Origin of the sequence: Acetivibrio straminisolvens JCM 21531, from assembly GCF_000521465.1 — a bacterium.
Classification (GTDB): Bacteria; Bacillota; Clostridia; order Acetivibrionales; family Acetivibrionaceae; genus Hungateiclostridium; species Hungateiclostridium straminisolvens.
Map to the genome: position 1 here is coordinate 1 of NZ_BAVR01000034.1, position 23,912 is coordinate 23,912.

Genomic DNA, 23,912 nt, shown 5'->3' on the forward strand with positions numbered 1-23,912 from the left:
GTTGAGGTGTAGACGATAGGTGTAGGCGTAGACGATGGTGTAGGTGTGGACGATGGTATAGATGTAGATGTATGTTTAGGCGTAGATGTAGGCGTAGGTGTTGATGTAGATGACGGTTTTATTGTGTTAGTTGGGGTAGAGGAAGCTGACTGGGTGAAAATCGGTGTAGTTTCCTTAGATTCAGGAGTATGTATGATAACAGGCGCAGTTGCATATGAAGGCGATGGACTCCTTCGTACTGTCGGAATATGTGCTGTAAAGCTTGTAGCTGTCGGTAAAGAATCTGATATATCTACAGGTTTTGTTGGTGTTATTTCCGGTGTAGGAGTATAATTAATCGCAAGGCTTGGCGTAGCTCAGCTATAACCGAAACCGTAGGCACAATGTCAGAGTCTTCCGGTATATTAGAGACAGCGAAATTGACAAGGTCCAATTTGCTAAGGATCTCAGAAACACTTAAATTTCTGGCATCTTCCAAATCAAGATTAATACCTTCTTCCGCAGCTTTCGTATATATGGCATATCTTCCCATTGAGAGACTCTGCTCCAAAGCTCTTTGTCTGTCTTCTTCGGTAGACGGTATAATTTGAAATGTCACTCCGGCGTCTTCCGCAGCATCTTTAAGAGTAGATATTATTTCCTGAATGCCCTTATCTCTTTCGGAGGCATTGTCCTCATTGGAGCTTATTGAAGCAGAGAACAGGACGATATTATTGTCAGAATTTATATATCCCTTTTTCTTTGAAATATCCAGTATTTTCGATAAAGCATCGTATAATAACATATCTTTGGGGTCTGCTTCATCGAGAATTGATTTTGCATCATTATTTAAGGCTTTTGCGTTTATGATTGTTTCTTTTTTGTTAATTACAAGCTCTAAGCTTGGATTTATATCAAGATCTATATAGGCGTATTCCTGTGAAATAGAAGCAAATCTCAGGCTGAAAAAGATGACAAGGAAAACCGCAGCAGCAGCCGCCAATGCAGAAAAAGGCCTGATGATGTTTTTATATTTCGTAATGAAACCGGCTGAATATAAGTCGGTTTCGTCGAAAATAACATGCTGACCGCGTTGCATGCCGGGCTTGAGTTTGAGTTCCATAAAATCAAACCCGTCAGTCAATACGATTGCCCTATCACTTTCAAGCTTTAAAATGACTCCGGTGTAATATAACATATTATTTTGTGCTTCGTTCAATGTTGTCACCTCCTGGCACTGAGATGTCTAGAAAGTCATTGAGTAAGTTGAAATCATTTCCGAAGATCAAAGCAGCAGCTATAATGAATGTACGATTTCTCTCAATTGTCTTTTTATTTATTTTAAGTAATTTCAACAATTCTGTTTTCGGTATGTTTCGAGTTCTTTCAAATTTGCTGAAAAGCTCTTTGTTGTCGGCAATTGCTTTGGCAATCCTTATACATAGGTATTTTGAGTCCTTGTGCTTTGGCGCGGATTTAGCCAGATGCTCAAGGCTGATTCCAAAATCCCGAAGCTTTTGTTCGTATAGTTCGATTTCTCTTCTTATTTCGTATGTACTTTGTAAGTCAATTTCGCTTTTCAAGTGTATTTGCTCAAAATAATTATTGTTTTTATCTTCAAAATACGTAAAAGGATACACATGGCAATGCTTTTTATTGTGACGAGCATAATCGGTAAGCCTTCTTTTTATTACCAATGTTGCGAATTTAAAGAAAAATATGTTTTTTTCTTCATCGAAGCTGTCAATGGCTTCATTAAAAGCAGAAAGCCCAACACTAAACTCATCACTGTTTTCAATGTCAATATATTTGCCGGTCAAATTAGAGACAGTTCTAATGACATAAGGTGTGTAACTACGGATGAACTCTTCTCTTAATAATTTGTCTCCAGTCTTTATTCTATTTATAGTAAGGACAATATCGTCCTCAAAAGTTTTATCTTTGTTAGTGTCTTTTTTTCCCTTAGGGGAAAAGAAATCAATCAAGTAATTCACCCCTTGACCACAACATGTGGTTTAAGAATCATCTATAGTGACAGCTGCAAAGAATTGAACTGTGTAATTAAATTATATAGATGATTATAACATACTAAACTGCTATAAAAAAGGGGCTTAAAAAACATAATGTTTTTTATCTGTTTTATCTAATAAGTTATTTCGTAAGAGGAACAAATTTTAGGGGGATATCAATAAAAAATCTTAAATTTAATAAAAAATAATGAAATTTATAGAATATTACCCTACTAAATACGGATGTAAATTCGCAATAATTTTAGGGAAGTAGATTAAGTATATATAAAAACTTAAAAATTTATTTTATATCCTTTAAATATGTCAACATAATAGGATAAATATGATATAATTGATGTAAAGAACTAACAATATAGCAATAGTGTTGATAATGATTTTTTATTTTAAATAAAATTATATTAAATTTAAAAGGAGGAAATAATGTGAAAAATGTTAAAAAAAGAGTAGGCATAGTTTTACTGATTCTCGCAGTATTAGGGGTTTTTGTATTGTCTGTGCCTATGGACAAAGCATCAGCTGCAGGTGTACCTTTTAACACAAAGTACGCGTATGGTGTTACTTCCATTGCCGACAATCAGGCAGAAGCAAATGCTATGCTCAGAGCGGAATGGGAAGACTGGAAAAGCAAGAGGGTTACTTCCAACGGTGCCGGAGGATATAAAAGGATACAGCGTGATGCTTCCACAAATTATGATACGGTATCCGAAGGACTGGGATATGGATTGCTTTTAGCAGTTTGCTTTGATGACCGTGCTGTGTTTGACGATTTATACCGCTATGTAAAATCTCATTTTAACGGAAACGGACTTATGCACTGGCATATTGATGCCAACAACAATGTTACAACTCATGACGGCGGTAATGGTGCAGCAACCGATGCCGACGAGGATATTGCGCTGGCACTTATATTTGCCGATAAATTGTGGGGTTCTTCCGGTTCAATAAACTATGGACAGGAAGCAAGAACTTTGATAAACAATCTTTACAACCACTGTGTAGAGCATGGTTCCAATGTATTAAAGCCAGGTGACATGTGGGGAGGTTCATCAGTAACAAACCCATCATATTTTGCACCTGCATGGTATAAAGTATATGCTCAGTATACCGGTGACACTAGATGGAATCAGGTGGCGGACAAGTGCTACCAAATTGTTGAGGAAATTAAGAAATACAACAACGGAACCGGTCTTGTTCCTGACTGGTGTACTGCAAGCGGAACTCAGGCCAGCGGTCAGGGCTACGACTACAAATATGATGCTACACGTTATGGTTGGAGAACTGCTATAGACTATTCATGGTTTGGCGATGCTAGAGCAAAAGCAAACTGTGATGCATTGACTAAATTCTTCGCCAGAGATGGTGCAAAAGGAATTGGTGACGGATATACAATTCAAGGTTCGAAGTTTAGCAACAACCATAACGCATCCTTTGTTGGACCTGTCGCAGCAGCAAGCATGACAGGATATGATATGAACTTTGCTAAGGAGCTTTATAAAGAGACTGTTGCTGTAAAGGATGATGAATATTACGGATATTATGGAAATAGTTTAAGATTGCTTACTTTATTGTACATAACAGGAAACTTCCCGAATCCTTTGGAAGGTTTTAATCCTATTACACCATCGCCAACACCGACGCAACAAAGCAACAGAATACTCCTACTCCTACACCGACTCAAAAGCAGATTCTTTATGGAGATGTAAATGGCGATTTAAATGTTAATTCTACCGACTTGTCTTTGTTGAAGAGATATCTGTTGAAACAGGTTGATTATATAGATAAAGATTCTGCAGATGTTAATCTGGATGGTGTGGTTAACTCGACAGACTGGTCGATATTGAAGAGATATATAATAAGGTCAATATCCCACCTACCTTATTTTTAGTATGATGGGTTTTTAATATGATTCGCAAAAATGAGTTACTGCAAAACTGATTGCATTGGTGGGCAGTAACTCATTTTGTTTAACCTCTTTTGGTGAAACGAAATAGGCAAAAGCGAAGAGGGCTCGATGTCCCGAGCTTTTGCCTACAGGCCTTTTAAGAATTTGATATTGCAAGATGATTTTGTGGCATTTTGCATTTTGAGGAGGTTCTTTATGAGAAAAACATTGGCTCTGTTGACCCTGTCCATAATTGCATTATTTTCCTTGTATCCGGGGGTATCGTATGCAGAAGATGTTTCCCTTCCGTCAAAGAGAATTGTAGGCTATTTTGCAGAATGGAATATATATATTGAGAATAATTATTATGAAGTTTCAGATATCCCATGGGATAAGATAACACATATAAATTATGCTTTTGCAAAAATTGAAAACGGAAGGATAGCAATTATTGACAAATGGGCTGCGATTCAAAAGCCTTTTGGCGACGATACTTGGGATACGCCGTTGAAAGGTCATTTCGGACAGTTGATAAAGTTCAAAAAACAGTATCCTCATGTAAAAACTCTGATTTCAGTAGGAGGGTGGACTGAATCGAAATATTTTTCGGATGTTGCGCTGACGGAAGAGTCCAGAAATATATTTGCAGACAGCTGTGTTGAATTTATTCGCACCTATCAGTTTGACGGAGTGGATATTGATTGGGAGTATCCCGTTAGCGGTGGAATGCCTGAAAATATAAGGAGACCTGAGGACAAGCAGAATTTTACTCTTTTATTGAAATGCCTTAGGGAGAAGCTTGATGCCGCAGGGGCTGAAGATGGAAAGCACTACCTTCTTACAATAGCTGCACCAGCTGGAAGCTACAATATTAAGAATACTGACCCTGAGTCATATCACCAATATTTAGATTTTATCAATATTATGACCTATGATTACAGCGGTTCGTGGGAAAATGTAGCAAATCATTTGGCACCGTTGTATATGAATCCAAACGACCCGTCCTATTCTGAGAGAAAAGAAAAATTCAATGCAGATTGGACAATAAAGGAGTACTTGAGGCTTGGTGTTCCTGCAGATAAAATAAATATGGGTGTACCGTATTATGCAGCAGGCTGGCAAGAAATTAACGGAGGCATAAACGGACTTTTTGGAACTTCGTCGAAACCGCTCAGCAGTACGCAGTTTCACATCATTAATAGCTTGATTGAATCACCGGACTCGGGTTTTATAAGGTACTGGGATGAATATGCAATGGCTCCGTATCTGTGGAATCCTGCGACTGCAACATTCTACACCTATGATGACGAGATCTCCCTTAAGACCAAATGCGATTATGTGATCGATAACAATCTTGGAGGCATCATGATTTGGGAGTTGAGTGGGGACTACCCTGCGGAAGGAGGTAATACATTGACATCTGTCATATATAAAAGTTTTGTTGAAACTCAAAATGAAATGTACGGTGACCTTAATGGCGACGGAAAAGTGAATTCAACCGACCTTGCAATTCTAAGAAGATACATGCTTAAGGAAATAAGTGATTTTCCATCTCCTCAAGGAAAAAAACTGGCTGATTTGAACGGGGATATGAATATTAATTCTACCGATTATTCGATTCTTAAAAGATACATACTGAAAGCTATTGACACTATACCTATAAAGTGACAGTATATTGTGCTGAAATGGGAATATCCAATACATACGGTTTTTAATGAGCTCTATGCAGTAAATGCCCGGTTTATTTGAGATTTGATGCCTTCCTTGGACTTGAGTATTTGCTGATAAGATAGTATAATAGTTGTATTGTTTTTCCATATTTTTTTAAGGAGGTTGGAGTTGTATATAGGGGAGTGCGGTGTTGAACAGCGTATCCCTATAGTTACATAACTTAGCTATGAAATGGTATTATAAGTCAAGAGTAAAAAGACAGGTTATAAAAACTTTAATATTTCTGCCCATTATTATGGTATTGGCTTCTTTGATGCTTTATATGTTTTTGGCAAATAACAGGGTGAGACCGGGAGACGCTGACAGTTTTCCTTCGGAAAGTCCTTCCGTTGTTATAAGGACTTCTCCGGACATACCTGATGCTACTGCATCTGCGGCACTTATGACTGCAGATGGAATTTTGCCGGAACATACAAATACACCAATCCCTACAGTTAGCGTTATGCCAACACCTGAACCTACTCTTGAACAGACATCCGAACCGACTGCTACGCCAACGTCCACGCCGACATCTGCACTAACATCAAAGCCTACAGTGAATCCAAAGCCTAAGCCGACTGCTACGCCGACACGAAAACCGACACCTACACCAACACCTACACCAACACCTACACAAAAGGCACCTAATAAAAGCAGCAATATAACTGTCCAGTACAAAAACGGAGATGCTACATCTTCGGTAAGTGTCATTTGTCCAATATTTAAAATAACGAATAACGGAAACACGAGTGTCAAACTTTCTGATATTGTTATCAGATACTATTACACAAAAGAGGGAAATGAGAGCGAGACTTTTTGGTGTAATGATTTTACAAGAGACAGTTCCCAGGTATACGGCAGTTTTGTAAAGCTAAACAACCCGACTGACAAAGCTGATCACTACCTTAAGATTGGTTTTTATGATAAAGCAGGTTCCCTTAATCCGGGAGAAAGCGTGGAATTGGAAGTGGGCTTTGCGAAAAACGGATGGTCAAAATACAATCAGTTTAATGACTATTCTTATAACAAGGCGAATAACAGGTTTATTAACTGGGATTGCATTACTGTTTATGTAGCCGGAAAACTGGTATATGGGAAGGAACCTTAAAAGAACTTATACTTTAAGTGTGGGGAGCTTTATTCCCACACTTAAAAGTAAGAAAACAGAAGATTTTTTAAAATAATGATTTAAAAAAGTTGCTTATGCTTCTAAAAATTATGCCAAAAAATCCAAGACGTTCCGCACCTTCTGCGGTAGACATGGTTGATGTTGCAATTGTTTTACCGTCAAGCTGGACTTCAAGAGTGCCTGCCTGAATATCGGCAGATACCGGTGCGCTTAGAAACTCCGTATTTTTTGATGTTACAATCTGAAGGTCATTTTCCCGGCCAACAGGTATGACTACAGAGATATCGCTGTCCACTTTCAATGGAATAGAGGGCGTTTTACTGTTTTTGACATCAATAACGTCAACTATTTCACCTGCATTTTTCACTGTTACTTGTTTAAAGTTCTTAAATCCGTAGTTTAGTAGCTCTTGAATTGCTTTTGAGCGTTCTTTTTCACTGTTGGTTTTCAGCACAACACCTATCATTCTCTGTCCGTTTTGCTGAGCTGTTCCAACTATGCAGTATCCCGCCTCATCCGTCCAGCCGGTCTTTAAACCGTCAGCACCGGGGAAAACTCCAAGAAGAGGATTGCGGTTAAACTGTCGTATATTGTTGTAGGTATACTCTCTTGTAGATTCCAGTTCAAGAATCTTGGGATGGTTTTGAATTAGGTAACGTGCCAATGTGGAAATATCTCTTGCACTCATAACATGGCCTTCTGCCGGCAAACCGTTGGAATTTAAAAAGTTTGAGTTTGTAAGTCCCAGCTCTTTTGCACGGTTGTTCATAACTTGAACAAAGGCTTCTTCACTTCCGTATAGATGTTCTGCAAGGGCAACACATCCGTCGTTGGCTGAGACAACAGATATACCGGTCATTATCTCGCTGAATTTAACCTTGCCTCCCACAAGCAGAAACATTTTGGAACCTTCCATTCTCCAAGCTTTTTCTGAGATTATTACTTCATCATCCCATTGTACCAGTTCTTTTTCCAATGCCTCGAAGCCCAGGAGCAAGGTCATGATTTTGGTTATGCTGGCAGGCGGCATTGGTACGTCTGCATTTTTTCATACAGTACTTGACCCGTAGCGGCTTCGATTAAGATTGCCGATTCGGCAGTAGATTCAAATTGTGCAAAAGAGGTTACCTGAAACACCATTACAATAAACGTGATTGCAGCTAGAGCCGCAAGAGAACGAAAACCTTTAAAATTATACATTTGCATGACACTCCCGTATAATGGAATATAAATACATATGAGAATAACGCTATATAGTATTATGTTAACATTAATTTGCTATGCCAGACAAATGTAAAATCTAACTATGCAGGAGTATTTTATCGGGAAAGAGAAGCTCGTCTATGCAGCTTTAAACTTGTTTCTTATTAGATTTTCAAATATTTTTACCAGCTTCGGATCAAATTGCTTTCCGCATCCTGAGATGATTTCATTGAGTGCATCCTCAGGGCTAAGGGTCTTTCTATAGACTCTCCTCACTATCATTGCAGAGTAGGAATCTGCCAATTGCAGAATTCTAGCTTCCAAAGGTATGCTTTCTCCCGACAATTTATTGGGGTATCCTGTGCCATCCCAGTTTTCATGGTGATATGCTATACAATTAACAATCTCAACGGGAAGAGATAAATTATTAATTATATTAAGCCCATAGCTCACATGTTCTTTGATAAGCACATATTCCTCCGGAGTCAAAGTAGTGTTCTTTCTTATTATATCGCTGGATATGAGAATTTTACCTATATCGTGAAGCCATCCGGCAGCATAAATAAGTTCAACCTGATTGTCCGGAAGGCCGACTTCTTTTGCAAGAGCAGCAGCATAGTGAGCAGTATACCTTGAATGAACATAGGTATACATATCTTTTTCTGCCAGGACATTTAAAAGCTCAAATCCTTCCTTGGGAAGCTGAGGTTTTTGATTTTTTGTAAATATGTCCAGTCTGTGGTTCTTGCACTTGTTGAAATACATGTCTATATCGGCTTTATTCAGAAGTTTTTCTATATTAGTATCTTTGTCATAAGGAGAAGAATTGGCCTGACCTACTGAAAAAGACAGACGTATGGGATCCAATTCCTCATCAATTACGAACTGCTTTTCCCTTATTGCTTTTGAAAGATGTTCTGCTAAATTTTTTACTCTTTCGTTTTTTCCGTCATTTCTTACCACAATAATAAATTCATCGCCGCCAAGTCTTCCGATTATTCTTTCAAGACCTTCGGTTTCTGCTTTGAGAAACTCCGAAACTTTTATGAGCACTTTATTTCCTGCCACATGTCCGAAAGTGTCATTAATTTGCTTGAAGCGATCCATATCGGTAATCAGGATTGAAATACCGCCGCTTTGAATCATTTTCTCTGCAGTTTCAATTGTATGTGCAAAAGTTGCAACGCCTGTAAGGGAATCTGTAATACTCATCTTTTTGTACTTGTTGCGCTCGATAATTACCTTTCCGAATAACTGATAAATAAGGACAAGGGTAATTGTAAAGCAGATTTGGCCATTGGCTGTGCCGATTATTTTGCCAATAGGGTATAATCCTGCTCTAGATTCGGGTAACAGCATAAAGATCCTTAATGCAGGATACAGTCCGGCAATGAGAGGAAACAAAATATTATCCAGAAGAAGTACATAGCAGGCGGTAAGAATACTCCACTTGTTGATAACAATATAGTATGTATAGGGTAATGAATGCAAATCCACAAGAAAAATAAATGACAAATATGACACTATTGCAAGGGCATGCTTTACGGCATTGTGCTTAATGTAAAATTTTGCAATAAACATTATCGCTGCAAATACACACATATACAAGAAAGTTGGGAAAAAATGGCCTGTTTCGATAGACATATATATTACCAATATAATAACCAAAAATACAAATGATACATTTGAAATGTATTTGCAAAAAAAGTCTATAATCCTATTCCTTTTTTCATTATACTGCATTTTGTAAAACTCCCCGTTAAGCAATTTAAGTTAAATAAAATTAAAAATATAAAATTTATAGGTAATTATAAGCTTTTATAACCTTTTCTAATTATAAGTTTATACAAAAAAATGCAAACTATCAATATGTAAAATTTGCTTTCAGTATTAATAAGCATCTAAAGGCAACAGAATAATTGAATATTAAATAAAAGCTCGGGACATCGAGTCTTTTCGATTTGGCCTCTTTCATTTCATTCCAAGAGGCCAAATCAAAAAACAGCCTCTTATGTTTTGAGGCTGTTTTTGCTAAATAAATCTACATTATAATATTTTACTTTATAATATTTCCGTAAATATCATATTTAACAGGGAATTCGGTAATGGAGCGAAGGACATATCTTTTCAGCAATGACATGTCACTGGAATTGATTGCACCGTCACCGTTCATGTCTGCTGCCGGTATGCGGATCCTATCGTCTTCCTGGTATGGAAGAGTGTTGATGCTGCGCAGGATATATCTTCTCATATACGAAAGGTCTATTGAGTTTACTGAGCCGTCAGCATTTAAATCTCCAACATCACACCATATTAAAGGCGTTGTGGAGGGAGTTGGCAGTGGTGAAGTTGGAGTCGGAGTCGGTATTATGATATTACCTGAGAATTTTTCCATAGCTGCAAGAGCACCCACAAAAGCTGCGTTATAATCAAGAGCTACTTCTGTATGCTGATACAGATTAACATCATCGGTAAAGCCGTCGGACAAATTTGGACCGCCGACCAAAGCACCTAAAAGAAGATTCTTGGCGGGTTTTGCATTGTCGCCGTTTGCGTAAGTATAGCCGTTGGCTGCCCTGTGGTGAGGGCATTTTGGATATTTGGAGCCGTAACCTATAACATAGGACATGTTAAGGGGATTGCTGCCAAGCATGTAATCTATTTGAGATTTTGCAAAGGATTTTAATGATTCATTTCCGGTAAGTTCATAGTATCTCATGGCAATAAAAGCTTCAGCTGCTGCATATCTTAATGCGCCCCAGCTGTCAAGATACTTAAGGCCTCCGGGAGTTGTGGTAAGGGTATTCATCCAGTAATCGAGATTGAAGTTCATTGCATCGATGTATTTTTGTTCACCTGTAAGCTCTGCAAGTTTGCAGAAAACACCCATGTACATATCATCCCAGCACATTGTCCACTTGTTGCTGAAAGGACTTTCTCCCCAGAGGGTTTTATTTGAAAGATAGCTGTCAATTTCTTTCAGATAATTTGGATCCTTTTCCACTTCATAGAGCCATGCGGCAGCAAAAGACAAATCGTCCCAATAGGAATGGGAAATGTAAAAAGCATTTTCAGCATAGTGTCCCAGATTGGTTTTTCCCATGTTGTAAAGCTCTTTTGCAGCCTTTAAGCACTTATTGGCATAGTTTGAATCTATATCTTTGTAATTCAAATACATTATAGTAAGAGCAGCGGATGTCAAGCCGCATACATCCGAAGCCGGATTTGAAGCATTGGCAACATAGGGTACAGGTCTTCGACCCGGCTGAACTTCCGGTGCGCCCCAGTATGTATGGTCTTCCTGACCGTCACCGACCTGATAGTAGAAGGTGTTGGCGTCGGGATGACACTTTAAAAGATAATCGGTAAAGTACTTGAGAGTACTAAGCATTTTTTGGGTGTTTCCTGTTGCATCAAATACATTTTTGTATTCATAAAAGGACCAACCCAGTATTGCAGCTGTATAGGCTTGGGGTAAACCGAATTTGACATGGTCACCGGCATCATGATATCCACCGGTCAAGTCCAAACCTATCTCGCTTCCGTCAGTTGTGTGACATGCTCCTCTCCAACTAAAAACATTGTCAACTGCTGCATCGGGTCCGCACTTGTTGGCATCGAAAAAGTGTATTGAATATCGCAATGCAGTAGTATAATCGTGACTTGCGGCTGCCGATGAGATTGATATTGAAAATAAGGATGTGATTAAAAATGTGAAAACAATTAGTAATACTGCTGTTTTTCTCATAGTTTTTCTCCTTTCATAAAATATTTATTGTTAAAAAATAAAAAATCAATTCCCATTAAAATCATAATATGATGCCAATTTGTCGACGTATGTGAGTAGGATATTGTTGGTGCAAAATATTACAGATATAATAGGCATTGATTTGTATTTATAATTATTGGAAGCGATTTGATTTCTAAAATTAATTATATCACAATTTTTTTGCATCTAAAGTTTTTTGGATAAATTATCAAGGGTAGAAACATAAAATTTTTTTTGAGGCAAAATATGAAAATGACTACTTGAATTAATATGGTAAAGCAGATATAATATTTTGGTAAACACGCGTTCACGGGGTTAGATTTAGAAAGCTTCCTACGGCGCTGTTTATGTGTAATGATGATATGGCATTGGCGGCCATGGAGTTTTTCTCTTGACGGTATTAGAATCCCTTAGGACATTAAAAAGCAGAGTCAAAAAATTCCATTATGAAAGTATATCTGAACAGTTAATAATAAGAGATATATGTGGCTGTACATGATGGTGCTTTTTGGCACAGTAAATAAAACACAAATAAACGAAAATTTTAAGGAGGACTAAAGATGAAATTCGGTTTTTTGATGATGTAAACAAAGAGTACGTTATTAACGTACCTACTACACCGTATCCATGGATAAACTACCTAGGTACTGAGAATTTCTTCTCACTAATTTCCAATACTGCAGGAGGTTATTGCTTTTACAGGGATGCAAGACTTAGACGTATAACAAGATACAGATACAACAATGTCCCAATTGATGTGGGCGGACGTTATTTCTACATATATGACAACGGGGATTTCTGGGCACCGGGTTGGTCACCGGTAAAGAGGGAACTGGAAAGCTATGAATGCAGACATGGATTGGGATATACAAAAATCACAGGAAAGAGAAACGGAATAAAGGCAGAAGTTACTTTCTTTGTTCCACTGAGCTACAACGGTGAAGTTCAGAAGGTTGTATTGAAAAATGAAGGACAGGACAAAAAGAAAATAACTCTCTTCTCCTTTGTTGAGTTCTGTTTGTGGAATGCATATGATGATATGACCAACTTCCAGAGAAACTTCAGCACCGGAGAAGTTGAGATAGAAGGTTCGGTTATCTATCACAAGACCGAGTACAAAGAGCGTAGAAACCATTATGCATTCTATTCTGTAAATGCAAAAATCAGCGGTTTCGATAGCGACAGAGACAGCTTTATAGGACTCTACAACGGATTTGATGCTCCTCAGGCTGTTGTAAACGGCAAGTCTAACAATTCTGTTGCTGACGGATGGGCACCGGTTGCATCCCACAGTATAGAAATTGAATTGAATCCTGGAGAGCAGAAAGAATTTGTATTTATTTTAGGTTATGTAGAGAACAAAGATGAAGAAAAATGGGAGTCAAAAGGTGTTATCAACAAGAAAAAAGCTTATGCAATGATTGAGCAGTTTGACACTGTTTCAAAAGTTGACAGTGCTTTTGAAGAACTCAAGAGCTATTGGAATTCTCTTCTTTCAAAATACTCTCTTGAAAGCCATGATGAGAAACTTAACCGCATGGTTAATATATGGAATCAGTACCAGTGTATGGTTACATTTAATATGTCAAGAAGTGCTTCATACTTTGAATCCGGTATTGGAAGAGGTATGGGCTTTAGAGATTCAAACCAAGACTTGCTCGGATTTGTACACCAGATACCCGAAAGAGCAAGGGAAAGACTTCTTGACTTGGCAGCAACCCAGCTTGAAGACGGTGGTGCATACCATCAGTATCAGCCTCTTACAAAGAAAGGTAACAATGAAATCGGAGGAAACTTCAATGATGACCCATTGTGGCTGATTCTTGCAACAGCTGCTTATATTAAGGAAACAGGAGATTATTCAATACTGAAGGAGCAAGTACCGTTCAACAATGACCCGGCCAAAGCCGACACCATGTTTGAACACTTGACTCGTTCCTTCTATCATGTAGTAAACAACCTTGGACCTCATGGGTTGCCGCTCATAGGTAGAGCAGACTGGAATGACTGCCTCAACTTAAACTGCTTCTCAACTGTTCCGGATGAGTCGTTCCAGACTACAACAAGCAAAGACGGCAAGGTTGCAGAGTCGGTTATGATAGCCGGTATGTTTGTATTCATAGGAAAGGACTATGTAAAGCTTTGTGAGTATATGGGTCTTGAAGAAGAAGCCAAAAAAGCTCAACAGCACATTGACACAATGAAGGAAACCATCATCAAACACGGTTATGACGGTGAGTGGTTCTTAAGAGCTTACGATGACTTTGGAAGAAAAATCGGAAGCAATGAAAACGAAGAAGGTAAGATTTTCATAGAGTCTCAGGGCTTCTGCGTAATGGCAGAAATCGGTCTTGAAGACGGCAAAGCATTAAAGGCTATGGATTCAGTTAAAAAATATCTTGACACTCCATACGGTCTTGTGCTTCAAAATCCTGCATTTACAAAATACTATATTGAGTATGGTGAAATTTCGACTTATCCTGCAGGATATAAAGAAAATGCAGGTATATTCTGCCACAACAATGCGTGGATAATCTGTGCCGAAACAGTTCTCGGAAGAGGAGACATGGCTTTTGAATACTATTCAAAAATAGCTCCTGCTTACACTGAGGAAATAAGCGATATACACAAGCTTGAGCCATATGTATATGCACAGATGATTGCCGGTAAAGATGCAAAGCGTCATGGAGAAGCAAAGAACTCGTGGCTCACCGGTACAGCAGCATGGAACTTTGTGGCAATTTCACAGTGGATACTGGGTGTAAAACCTGACTATGACGGATTGAGAATTGATCCATGTATTCCTAATGCGTGGGACGGATACAAGGTTACAAGATATTTCAGAGGTTCAACTTATGAAATTACAGTAAAAAATCCGAACCATGTATCAAAGGGTGTAACTAAAATTACTGTTGACGGAAATGAAATCAACGGATCTGTTCTTCCGGTATTCAATGACGGAAAGACTCACAAAGTTGAAGTTATTATGGGATAATAGATATGATATAATAATAAAGAAGTTGTCCGAAATCTTCGGGCAACTTCTTTTATAAATCTTATTGATTTTTATAATCCAGATAAATTTTAATGAAAATCTATATCTTTGGCATATTTTTACCATAGAATATTTCATACATTTCTTTTTTGAGTTTTTGCTTTATTTTCCTTTTCTCACTGGGCAAAAGCTCTTTTTTGGTTATGCCGAAAAGGTAGTTGTCAAGGTCAAAATCCTTAATAAGCATTTTGGTATGAAAAATGTGATCCTGATAAACATTTACATCAATCATATGATACAATTCCTTTGTATCGTTGGATATATAATTTTGTATTGAATTGATTTTATGGTCGATAAAGTGTTTTCGACCTTCAATATCCCTGGTAAAACCTCTAACCCTGTAATCAATGGTAATAATGTCGGAATCAAAACTGTGTATTAAATAGTTCAGCGCCTTCAGAGGCGAAATCTTACCGCAAGTAGAAACATCGATATCTGCCCTGAAAGTACTTATACCGTCATCGGGATGACTTTCAGGATAAGTATGGACTGTTATGTGACTTTTGTCTAAATGTGCAAGAACAGTCTCCGGCAGAGGTCCGGGACTTTCGGTATGTGAAGAGTCGTCCTCCAGCGAAGAGTTAATTTTTCCTTCCGAAATGAGCATGGTAACACTTGCTCCCTGAGTTCGTAATCCTGACTGGAGATGTTTAATATATTGGCTCCAATTATGGAAGAAACATTAGTTAGTATCTTGGTAAGTCTTTCGGCGTTATACTGCTCGTCTATATACTCTATATAGCCCATGCGGTGCGCTTCCGTTTTTGCGTAGCAGATATCATATATGTTAAAACTCAGGGTTTTTGTTAAGTTGTTGAATCCGTATAATTTAAGCTTCTTTAATGATTTGATTTCCATTTTCGTCTCCTTTTTTTAGCCTTTTATTTAATATGATACTATTATAATTACATAATTATATTTTGTAAATAGTGGGTGGTATTCTTCCTTTATTTTGCATTCTTTACGTATAAGTATGAAAATGATATACTACATGGTAACAAATTTTTTCTACACACTAAAAACCTTCTTTGACCTGAAGAGTTATAACGATTGTTGCGTAGGGAGAGATGAAAAATGCTAAAGATATGTATTTTAGATGCAAAAACTTTAGGGGAAGATATAGGACTGTCGGTATTTGATAGATTCGGTTCGGTTGAGATTTATGCAGAATCAAAGCCCGTTGAGGTTATTGAAAGAATTAAGGATGCTGATGTTGTTATTACAAATAAGGTTGTGCTCAAGGAAGAAACCCTTAAGCATGCCGAAAAACTTAAGCTGATTTGCGTAGCTGCAACAGGAACCAATAACATTGATCTTGATTGTGCAGCAAAGATGCAAATTGCTGTAACCAATGTTGCCGGGTATTCAACTATGAGTGTTGTTCAGCATACTTTTGCAATGCTGTTTTATCTGATGGAGAACCTTCCTTATTACGATAAATATGTGAAGACGGGGGAATATGCAAAAAGTGGTATTTTTACCCATCATGGGACCCCCTTTCATGAGCTGTCCGGCAAAACGTGGGGCATCATAGGACTGGGGGCAATTGGAAGAGCTGTAGCCAATGCAGCGGAGGCTTTCGGATGCAAAGTTGTTTACTACTCGACCTCAGGGAAAAACAATAATACGCAATATGAAAGGGTTGAACTGGATAGTTTGTTAAGAGAATCCGACATTGTATCCATTCATGCACCGCTAAACAGTAGCACAAAGGGGTTAATTGACTATAAGCGTTTGGCTGCAATGAAGAAAAGTGCCATAATATTAAACCTTGGGCGTGGAGGCATTATCAAGGAGGAAGATTTGGCAAGGGTACTGGATGAAGGTTTGATAAGGGGAGCAGCCCTTGATGTTTTGGAAAGCGAGCCTGTAAATTGTGACAATCCTCTGCTTGGTATAAAGAACAGCGAGAGATTATTTATAACTCCTCATATTGCATGGGCAAGTATTGAAGCAAGAAAAAGACTTGTTGATGAAATAGCATTAAATATCGATGCTTTTTTAAACGGAAAAGAGCGAAACAGAATATGTTGAGAGTGTTTGGTTTTGGAAAATTCTGATTTTACGAAAAGGAGCAGCTTCGGGGGTGAAGCTGCTTCTTTGGGATTTTTGGCACTATTCTTCTCTGTAGCCATAGCCATTTCCATTAAAGAACAAAAGCAAAAATACGAGTATGAAGAACAATATTTCACTATTGTCCCCGAAAAATCCAAAGCCTTTTCCTTCTGACATGATAAAAATCCTCCTTTCAGTTGCTTTGCCGATTATAAATTTGGGATTTTGTGACAAATTTACAATCTTTGTGAACCAAAATAAAGATGTAACGATAAAGTGCTTGGAGGTAGTTTTTATACTCCTCGTTTATGGGTCAATATATAATATTCATGCCTTTATCAATTTGTTACTGCTTGAAATTTAATGTGATGATTTTACTTAAGTCCATGTTTTTTATTAAAAAAAGCCGGCAGTATGGTATAATATTTCAAGTGTTTCTATTAACGGATTTTATTTAAATTGAGGCAAAATATATATAATTGAATTAGCAAACGGAGGTTTTTATATGATGCTACTGGCAGATGATTGGAAGGATTATGAACTTATAGATACAGGTGACGGAGAAAAACTTGAAAGATGGGGAAAGTATATACTAAGAAGACCCGATCCGCAGATTATATGGCCTATCAGCGATGAAAAGGGCCTTTGGAACAAAGCGGATGCCCATTATCACAGGAGTCAAAGCGGAGGCGGCAGATGGGAATTTAAAAAGAAGCTTCCGGAAAGGTGGAAAATATCCTATCATGATTTGTCGTTTTATATTGAGCCTACAGGCTTTAAACATACGGGCCTTTTTCCGGAACAGGCGGTCAACTGGAAGTGGATGATTGATAAGATACGTTCTGCATCTGGAAATATTAATGTGTTGAATCTTTTTGCCTATACTGGGGGCGCTACGGTTGCCTGTGCCTATGCCAATGCTTCGGTATGTCACGTTGATGCCGCAAAAGGTATGGTGCAGTGGGCAAAGGAAAACTTGGCCCTATCCGGACTTGCGGACAGGAGCGTAAGATTTATTACCGATGATGTAATAAAATTTGTGCAAAGGGAAAAACGGCGTGGGCGTCAGTACGATGCAATAATCATGGATCCTCCTTCCTATGGAAGAGGGCCAAGGGGAGAAATATGGAAGATAGAGGATGCACTTTACGGGTTTGTTGAGGAATGTCTAGGTGTCTTGTCTCCAAAACCTCTGTTTTTCCTCATAAATTCATATACCACAGGTTTTTCGCCTACGGTTATATGCAATATACTTAAGATGACAGTGGGGAAAAAATTCGGAGGAGTAGTTAGTTGCGGTGAAGTCGGAATACCGGTTTCTTCCTCCGGTATTGTTCTTCCTTGTGGTATTTACGGGCGTTGGGAGGCAGGGAAGAAATGAATTGCTGCGGGGATAAAGGCATAGATATAATTTTTGAGGATAATCATCTGCTGGTGGTTATAAAGCCGGTTAATATTCCGACCCAGAAAGATGAGTCCAACGACAATGACATGCTTACCCTTTTAAAAGAAGACATAAAGAAAAGATACAACAAGCCCGGCAATGTTTACCTTGGGCTTGTGCACAGGCTTGATCGTCCGGTGGGGGGAGTGATGGTTTTTGCCAAGACTTCAAAGGCAGCGTCAAGACTTTCGGATCAGGTGCGAACAAGGCAATTTAAAAAAGCATACCTGGCAGTAGTTCACGGTATTCCGGTAAAGTCTGAAGGAAGGCTCGAGGATTATTTGTTAAAGGACAGCAGAAGCAATATGGTAAGCGTAGTCAAGGAAGGCACACCGGGCAGCAAGCTGGCAGTTTTGGATTACAGGACTTTGGGAGTTTATAATGATTTCAGTCTGATAAAGGTCAATTTGCATACAGGACGCCCCCATCAGATCAGGGTCCAATTGGTCAATATCGGGCATCCTTTGTACGGCGACCAGAAGTATGGGCATAGGGTAAATAAACCCGGCCAGCAGATAGCTTTGTGGTCAAATGAGATTGCCCTTGTACACCCGGTTTTAAAAGAGGAAAAGGTTTTCTCATGTAAGCCTCCTGCAATTGAACCGTGGAGTTGGTTTGTTGAGGCGTTATAACCAGATATTCACACTATTATTTGCTTTGATTTTAAATATTTATTTGAAAACAGAGGGATAATAAAATAAAAAAAGGAGGACATTTATGAAACAATTAGCTGCCAGTGAAGTTATATTTATAAGCAAACTCCTTCAGCTTGAAGCATCGGAACTCTCTGTTTTGAAGGGAACTTTGCCGTTTGCTTCGGACAAGGATTTGAAGGAAATGATAAAGACATCCATAACAGATTCCGAGACAAGGATTAAGGGGTTGCGGCAGTTCATTAACGACAATAACGTTACGGTTGCCGGAGGTGTTCAGTAATTATGGCGTCTATACTTGAAAATATATTCGGCGGAAATGCAAACAAGCCTACGGATGAGACAATTGCGTACAGTCTCTTGGCCGGTGCGGCAGCGGCTGCTACAGCTTACCTTACTGCGACCCTTGATACCGTCACACCGGAGCTTAGGAGGCTTTTGAATGACTACACAAACCAGGTAATATTGCAGCATGGAGCATTAAGCAAGCTTGCGGTGGAAAAAAGATGGTTTTCACCTTATGAAAGTCCAATAAAGCAGTTGGAAACTTCGATTTCCAATGCTCAATCCGTAATAGAAAACAGTGCCCAATAGTTAGCGGTAATTGGGAAATAAAATACGTACGATATATGAGGCAATATGAGTAAGATATTTTTGCTTATATTGCCTTTGTTATTTTTCCTTTGGCTTTTTTACCAAATTTGCACCAGTTTTTTTGAACTAATTGACTATTATGTGTATCGTTTATCATATCGATGGATAAATATTATAATATATTTAAATAAAAAAAGAATTTTTTATGCATTACAAATTAAACTAAACTACTATTACGGGAGGAAGCTATGAAAAAAACAAAAATTCTTTTTGCGTCTTCGGAAGTAGATCCTTTTGCAAAAACAGGAGGTCTTGCGGATGTGGCGGCTTCTTTGCCGAAGGCTCTAGGCAATCTTGGGCATGACGTGAGGGTGGTAATGCCTAAATATAAGGACATACCTTTTCAGTATGTAGAGAAAATGCAAAAGATCGGAGAAATAGGTGTTTATGTATCTTGGAGACGGCAATACTGCGGTATTTTAAAGTTGGAAACGGATAATGTTACATATTATTTTATTGATAATGAATATTATTTCGGAAGAGACGGTTATTACGGGTACTATGATGAAGCCGAACGTTTTGCATTCTTTTGCAAAGCACTTCTTGAGATACTGCCTGTAGTCGGTTTCAAACCAGATATTATTCATTGCAACGACTGGCAAACCGGTGTGGTAAGTCTTTTCCTTAACGCATGGTATAAGAATTCGGATTTTTATAAGGATATAAAAACGGTATTTACAATTCACAACCTGAAATATCAGGGAGTATTTCCAAAGGAAGTTTTGAGTGAAGTTTTAGGAATCTCCTGGGAATATTTCCATGCTGACGGAATAGAGTTTTTCGATAAGGTAAATTATCTTAAAGCAGGACTTGTCTACTCGGATATAATAACAACGGTGAGTAAAACTTATGCGGAGGAAATAAAGACTGACTTTTTCGGTGAAAATTTAAACAATGTGTTGCAAAAAAGATCCAATGACCTTTATGGCATATTAAACGGTATAGACATGGAGAGAAACAATCCGGAGGTTGATGACAGGCTCTTTGCAAACTACTCAATTGACAATCTTGAAGGAAAACTGACAAACAAGCAAATGCTTCAAAAAAGCCTGGGCCTTCAGGAAAGAATTGATATTCCCCTGATAGGAGTTATATCAAGGTTGGTTGACCAAAAGGGATTTGATCTGATTGACTATGTAATGGATGAAATTTTAAGGCTGGATATTCAATTTGTTCTGCTTGGAGCAGGAGAATATCGATATGAGCAGATGTTTAAATATTATCAGGAAAAGTACCCGGGTAAAATCTCAGTAAACCTGAAATATGACGCAGTTTTGGCCCAAAGGATATATGCAGGTGCGGATATGTTTTTGATGCCGTCCCTTTTTGAGCCTTGCGGATTAAGCCAGATGTTCAGCCTAAGATACGGTACGATACCTATAGTGAGAGAAACGGGAGGACTTAAAGATACCATAATCCCATACAATGATATTACTCATGAGGGAAATGGATTTACTTTTTCAAGATATAATGCCCATGATATGCTTTATGCCATAAAAGAAGCCGTCCATTTCTACTATCACAGGGCAACATGGACGTATTTGATGAAAAAAGGCATGTCCACCGATTTCAGTTGGGAAAAGTCTGCTAAAGAATACCTCGATGTATATAAAAAATTAGTTGCGAAATAGGGATATACACAGTAATAAATGCTCGGATATTAAATAAAACAGGGCTATTGGAGTTTTCCGATAGCCCTTAAATTTATGTGGAAACCTAAAAGTCTGAATATTATCGGCTACTCGAGGATAGCTTCGATTTTTTCGAGTACTTCATCAGAAAGCGTTATTCCTGATGCTTTAACGTTTTCTTCAACCTGTTCCGGTTTGCTGGCTCCAATTAAGGCACTTGAAACATTAGGCTGTCTCAAAACCCATGCAATAGCCAACTGAGAAAGTGTGATACCGATTTCATCTGCCAACGTCTTAAGTTTTTCCACTCTCAACAGTTTATCTTCCTTGAGGAACTGGCCGATATACATGTTGGAGTTGGGGTCGGCTGCACGGCTGTCCGCAGGAATGTTGCCGCCAAGCTTGTACTTGCCGGTAAGTACTCCTTGGGCAAGAGGTGAGAAAACAACCTGGGAGATTCCGTTCTTTTCTCCGAAAGGAATAATCTCTTCTTCTATATATCTGTGAAACATATTGTATTGTGGCTGGTTTACAACTATCCTGTCTAGAAGATAACGGTCGGCAATGTGAAGAGCTTGGGCCATCTGTGTTGCTGTCCACTCGCTTACTCCGACATAAAGTATTTTGCCCTGACGCAAAAGATCATCTATAGTTCTTAGAGTTTCCTCAAGGGGCGTTTTGGGGTCATACCGGTGACAATAGAAAATATCTATGTAGTCAACGTTCAATCTTTTCAGACTGGCATGAACCTGCTCAAAAACATGCTTCCTTGAAAGTCCTTTATCGTTAGGACCCGTACCCATTGGCCAGAATGCCTTGGTTGCCAGTACATAGGATTCGCGAGGATATTTTTTTAAAGCTTCTCCCACAATGACTTCTGCTTTGCCGTTGGCATAGACATTTGCAGTGTCAAAGTAATTGACTCCGAGAGAATAGCTATGTCAATGACTTTGGATGCCGTTTCTTTATCTGTGGAATTACCGTATGTCAACCAGCTTCCTAAGCTGATTTCACTGATATTTAGTCCTGTGCGTCCCATTTTTCTGTATTTCATCTCTTGTGCCCTCCCATCGATTTCATATTATTAATAGTATACCATTCTATTTGTATATTTAACACGCTATATATTTTTTAAAGGTGATTTAATTGCTGTCTGTTTGGTTACAAAGGGTGATGCTGTTGATAAAATTGTAATGTTGATTGTAATAGGTTTGTTGCAAAGCATACCGGCAAAGTATATACTTAAGATAAATGAAAGTTGGATTACGGAGGGATCGTATGGCTACTATTAATGTCAATGAATTAATGCTTGCCTTTGATTCATTGTGTGTATATAGAAATCTTATTAATGACAGAGTGATAAAGAAATTATACGAACTTGGAGTACTGGTTTACAGGAAAGAGCCCGGGGCTGATGAATTTATAAGAAAGTATAATGAATTTTTCTTTGAGTTGGCAAACTCAAGCTCAATACAATCCTTGAAGGAGCATGTAATAAAGCTGATACTTTTTGATGAGAACCCTTTTTCAAGGCAGTCGGAGAAGTTACCATTTGATAGTATTAATGAAATACTCATTGATGCGGCTTCAAAAGACTTGGACAGGCTCTATTACATATCATGTATTACATCCGATGTGCTTAAAGAATATGCTTTGGAGAATATCTGCACATGCGAGGTTGAGAAAAGGTTTGTAAACAGTCTCCCGGCATGGGATTTTGAAAATATACGAGGGTATGAGCAAAAGAAATTGTCTCATAATTGTGAAAAAATTACTGATATTTTTACCTCAAGGAGTAATTGGGGAGAATGTGTCAAGTATCTTTCGGATTTTTATTATACCAACGGTTGCGGGATTTTTGCCCGCTATAACGCTTTTGTATGGGAGCCGGCAGAAGGAGAACCAAGCCTTAGAGGTATTGAATCTCCCGATCCGATTTGCTTATCCGATTTTATCGGATATGAGCAGGAACGCCTCGAAGTAATAGAAAACACAGAAAAGTTTGTCAGGGGATTGCCTGCAAACAATGTTCTGCTCTATGGAGACAGAGGAACAGGAAAATCTTCGACTGTAAAAGCTATTGCAAATGAATATAAGGATCAGGGGCTTAGAATTATTGAAATACCAAGAAAGTATCTTGTGGATTTTCCTGCTGTATTAAGAATGATTAAAGGAAGAAATTGTAAATTCATTGTTTTTATTGATGATTTGGCTTTTGAAGATAGTGAGGAGAGTTATACAGTTTTAAAGTCAGTACTTGAAGGAGGAGTAGAAAACAGACCGGATAATGTGCTGATATATGCCACTTCCAACAGGCGTCATCTTATAAAAGAGAAATTCAGTGACCGGGCCGGGTTGAGAACCGTTGACCATGATGATGAGGTTAGAGCTAAGGACACTCAGCAGGAAAAGCTTTCTCTATCGGAAAGATTCGGAATTACTGTTATTTTTTCATCACCGGATAAAAAACGGTTTTTACAGATTGTCGAAGGTCTTGTGGCTAAAAGAGGCATTAATATCGATAAAGATAGGCTTCAAAGAGAAGCGATGAGATGGGAACTTATGTACAACGGGCGTTCGGCAAGGACTGCAAGGCAGTTTGTTGACTGGCTGGAAGGCAGCGAAAATTTAAGAAAGTAATTTATATTAGTTTGTTTAATTCAAGCTATCACCAATTTAGGCAAAAATTCATCGATTATATTGATGTTGGTAAATTCT

18 protein-coding genes and 3 pseudogenes are annotated in these 23,912 nt (G+C 38.3%); 13 read left to right on the forward strand and 8 right to left on the reverse strand.

The genetic code is table 11. The annotated features are described in order from the left end of the window. The first annotated feature begins 45 nt into the window (after positions 1–45). A complete protein-coding gene (locus tag JCM21531_RS21690; protein ID WP_243467514.1) occupies positions 46–333 on the forward strand; it encodes a hypothetical protein in 288 nt (95 codons plus the stop codon). On the opposite strand, the gene JCM21531_RS09990 is transcribed toward JCM21531_RS21690, so the two are convergent. Both JCM21531_RS09990 and sigI read right to left on the reverse strand, forming a co-directional pair. After that, positions 311–1,198, reverse strand: coding sequence for an anti-sigma factor domain-containing protein (locus JCM21531_RS09990; protein WP_243467515.1), 888 nt, complete (start codon positions 1,196–1,198; stop codon positions 311–313). The two genes, JCM21531_RS21690 and JCM21531_RS09990, sit on opposite strands and share 23 nt — an antisense overlap. Continuing rightward, positions 1,179–1,964: an RNA polymerase sigma-I factor gene (gene sigI, locus JCM21531_RS09995; RefSeq protein WP_038289456.1), complete on the reverse strand. Its 786-nt coding sequence runs from the start codon at positions 1,962–1,964 to the stop codon at positions 1,179–1,181. Before sigI ends, JCM21531_RS09990 begins: the two co-directional genes overlap by 20 nt. Positions 1,965–2,431: 467 nt before the next feature. Here sigI and JCM21531_RS10000 point away from each other — a divergent pair. From JCM21531_RS10000 to JCM21531_RS10010, 3 genes and pseudogenes are all read left to right on the forward strand, one after another. Further along, positions 2,432–3,894 (forward strand): annotated as a pseudogene (locus tag JCM21531_RS10000) (glycosyl hydrolase family 8). A 213-nt stretch (positions 3,895–4,107) separates the two neighbouring features. Beyond that, a complete protein-coding gene (locus JCM21531_RS10005) occupies positions 4,108–5,559 on the forward strand; it encodes a glycosyl hydrolase family 18 protein (protein WP_038289491.1) in 1,452 nt (483 codons plus the stop codon). Between the two features lie 229 nt (positions 5,560–5,788). After that, positions 5,789–6,709: a cellulose binding domain-containing protein gene (locus JCM21531_RS10010; protein WP_038289458.1), complete on the forward strand. Its 921-nt coding sequence runs from the start codon at positions 5,789–5,791 to the stop codon at positions 6,707–6,709. Positions 6,710–6,776: 67 nt separating this feature from the next. Here JCM21531_RS10010 and JCM21531_RS10015 read toward each other — a convergent pair whose 3' ends face one another. The 4 genes from JCM21531_RS10015 to JCM21531_RS10025 all read right to left on the reverse strand — a co-directional run bounded on the left by JCM21531_RS10015 (position 6,777) and on the right by JCM21531_RS10025 (position 11,681). Beyond that, entirely contained in the window at positions 6,777–7,733 is a 957-nt protein-coding gene (locus tag JCM21531_RS10015; protein ID WP_243467516.1) for a D-alanyl-D-alanine carboxypeptidase family protein, read from the reverse strand. A gap of 8 nt (positions 7,734–7,741) precedes the next feature. After that, positions 7,742–7,930: a hypothetical protein gene (locus JCM21531_RS21695; protein WP_243467517.1), complete on the reverse strand. Its 189-nt coding sequence runs from the start codon at positions 7,928–7,930 to the stop codon at positions 7,742–7,744. Between the two features lie 141 nt (positions 7,931–8,071). After that, on the reverse strand, positions 8,072–9,514 hold the full coding sequence (locus JCM21531_RS10020; protein ID WP_243467518.1) for a bifunctional diguanylate cyclase/phosphohydrolase: 1,443 nt from the start codon (positions 9,512–9,514) through the stop codon (positions 8,072–8,074). Between the two features lie 475 nt (positions 9,515–9,989). Beyond that, positions 9,990–11,681, reverse strand: a complete 1,692-nt coding sequence (locus JCM21531_RS10025; protein ID WP_038289463.1) for a glycoside hydrolase family 9 protein — start codon at positions 11,679–11,681, stop codon at positions 9,990–9,992. A 586-nt stretch (positions 11,682–12,267) separates the two neighbouring features. On the opposite strand from JCM21531_RS10025, the gene JCM21531_RS10030 reads away from it, so the two are divergent. Then, positions 12,268–14,697, forward strand: a complete 2,430-nt coding sequence (locus JCM21531_RS10030) for a glycoside hydrolase family 94 protein (protein ID WP_038289465.1) — start codon at positions 12,268–12,270, stop codon at positions 14,695–14,697. A 100-nt stretch (positions 14,698–14,797) separates the two neighbouring features. On the opposite strand, the pseudogene speD reads toward JCM21531_RS10030, so the two are convergent. Then, positions 14,798–15,615: pseudogene (gene speD / locus JCM21531_RS10035) on the reverse strand (adenosylmethionine decarboxylase). 216 nt (positions 15,616–15,831) lie between these two features. On the opposite strand from speD, the gene JCM21531_RS10040 reads away from it, so the two are divergent. From JCM21531_RS10040 to glgA, 6 genes are all read left to right on the forward strand, one after another. After that, positions 15,832–16,791: a D-2-hydroxyacid dehydrogenase gene (locus tag JCM21531_RS10040; protein ID WP_038289467.1), complete on the forward strand. Its 960-nt coding sequence runs from the start codon at positions 15,832–15,834 to the stop codon at positions 16,789–16,791. 529 nt (positions 16,792–17,320) lie between these two features. Beyond that, positions 17,321–18,193, forward strand: coding sequence for a class I SAM-dependent methyltransferase (locus JCM21531_RS10045; protein ID WP_038289494.1), 873 nt, complete (start codon positions 17,321–17,323; stop codon positions 18,191–18,193). Then, a complete protein-coding gene (locus JCM21531_RS10050) occupies positions 18,190–18,888 on the forward strand; it encodes an RluA family pseudouridine synthase (RefSeq protein WP_038289468.1) in 699 nt (232 codons plus the stop codon). Before JCM21531_RS10045 ends, JCM21531_RS10050 begins: the two co-directional genes overlap by 4 nt. Before the next feature lie 85 nt (positions 18,889–18,973). Further along, the gene (locus JCM21531_RS10055) at positions 18,974–19,192 is read left to right on the forward strand and encodes a hypothetical protein (RefSeq protein ID WP_038289470.1); all 219 of its coding nucleotides are present in this window, start codon (positions 18,974–18,976) and stop codon (positions 19,190–19,192) included. A 2-nt stretch (positions 19,193–19,194) separates the two neighbouring features. Next, positions 19,195–19,503, forward strand: coding sequence for a spore coat protein (locus JCM21531_RS10060; protein ID WP_038289472.1), 309 nt, complete (start codon positions 19,195–19,197; stop codon positions 19,501–19,503). Between the two features lie 248 nt (positions 19,504–19,751). Beyond that, positions 19,752–21,194 (forward strand): glycogen synthase GlgA, encoded by a 1,443-nt coding sequence (gene glgA, locus JCM21531_RS10065; RefSeq protein ID WP_038289475.1) that lies wholly within the window; start codon positions 19,752–19,754, stop codon positions 21,192–21,194. A gap of 107 nt (positions 21,195–21,301) precedes the next feature. On the opposite strand, the pseudogene JCM21531_RS10070 reads toward glgA, so the two are convergent. Beyond that, a pseudogene (locus JCM21531_RS10070) lies at positions 21,302–22,248 on the reverse strand (aldo/keto reductase family protein). Positions 22,249–22,351: 103 nt separating this feature from the next. Here JCM21531_RS10070 and JCM21531_RS23760 point away from each other — a divergent pair. Beyond that, complete coding sequence (locus tag JCM21531_RS23760; protein ID WP_279379031.1) at positions 22,352–22,486, forward strand: hypothetical protein; 135 nt, start codon at positions 22,352–22,354, stop codon at positions 22,484–22,486. Then, the gene (locus JCM21531_RS10075) at positions 22,473–23,834 is read left to right on the forward strand and encodes an ATP-binding protein (protein ID WP_038289479.1); all 1,362 of its coding nucleotides are present in this window, start codon (positions 22,473–22,475) and stop codon (positions 23,832–23,834) included. Before JCM21531_RS23760 ends, JCM21531_RS10075 begins: the two co-directional genes overlap by 14 nt. The last annotated feature ends 78 nt before the right edge of the window (positions 23,835–23,912 follow it).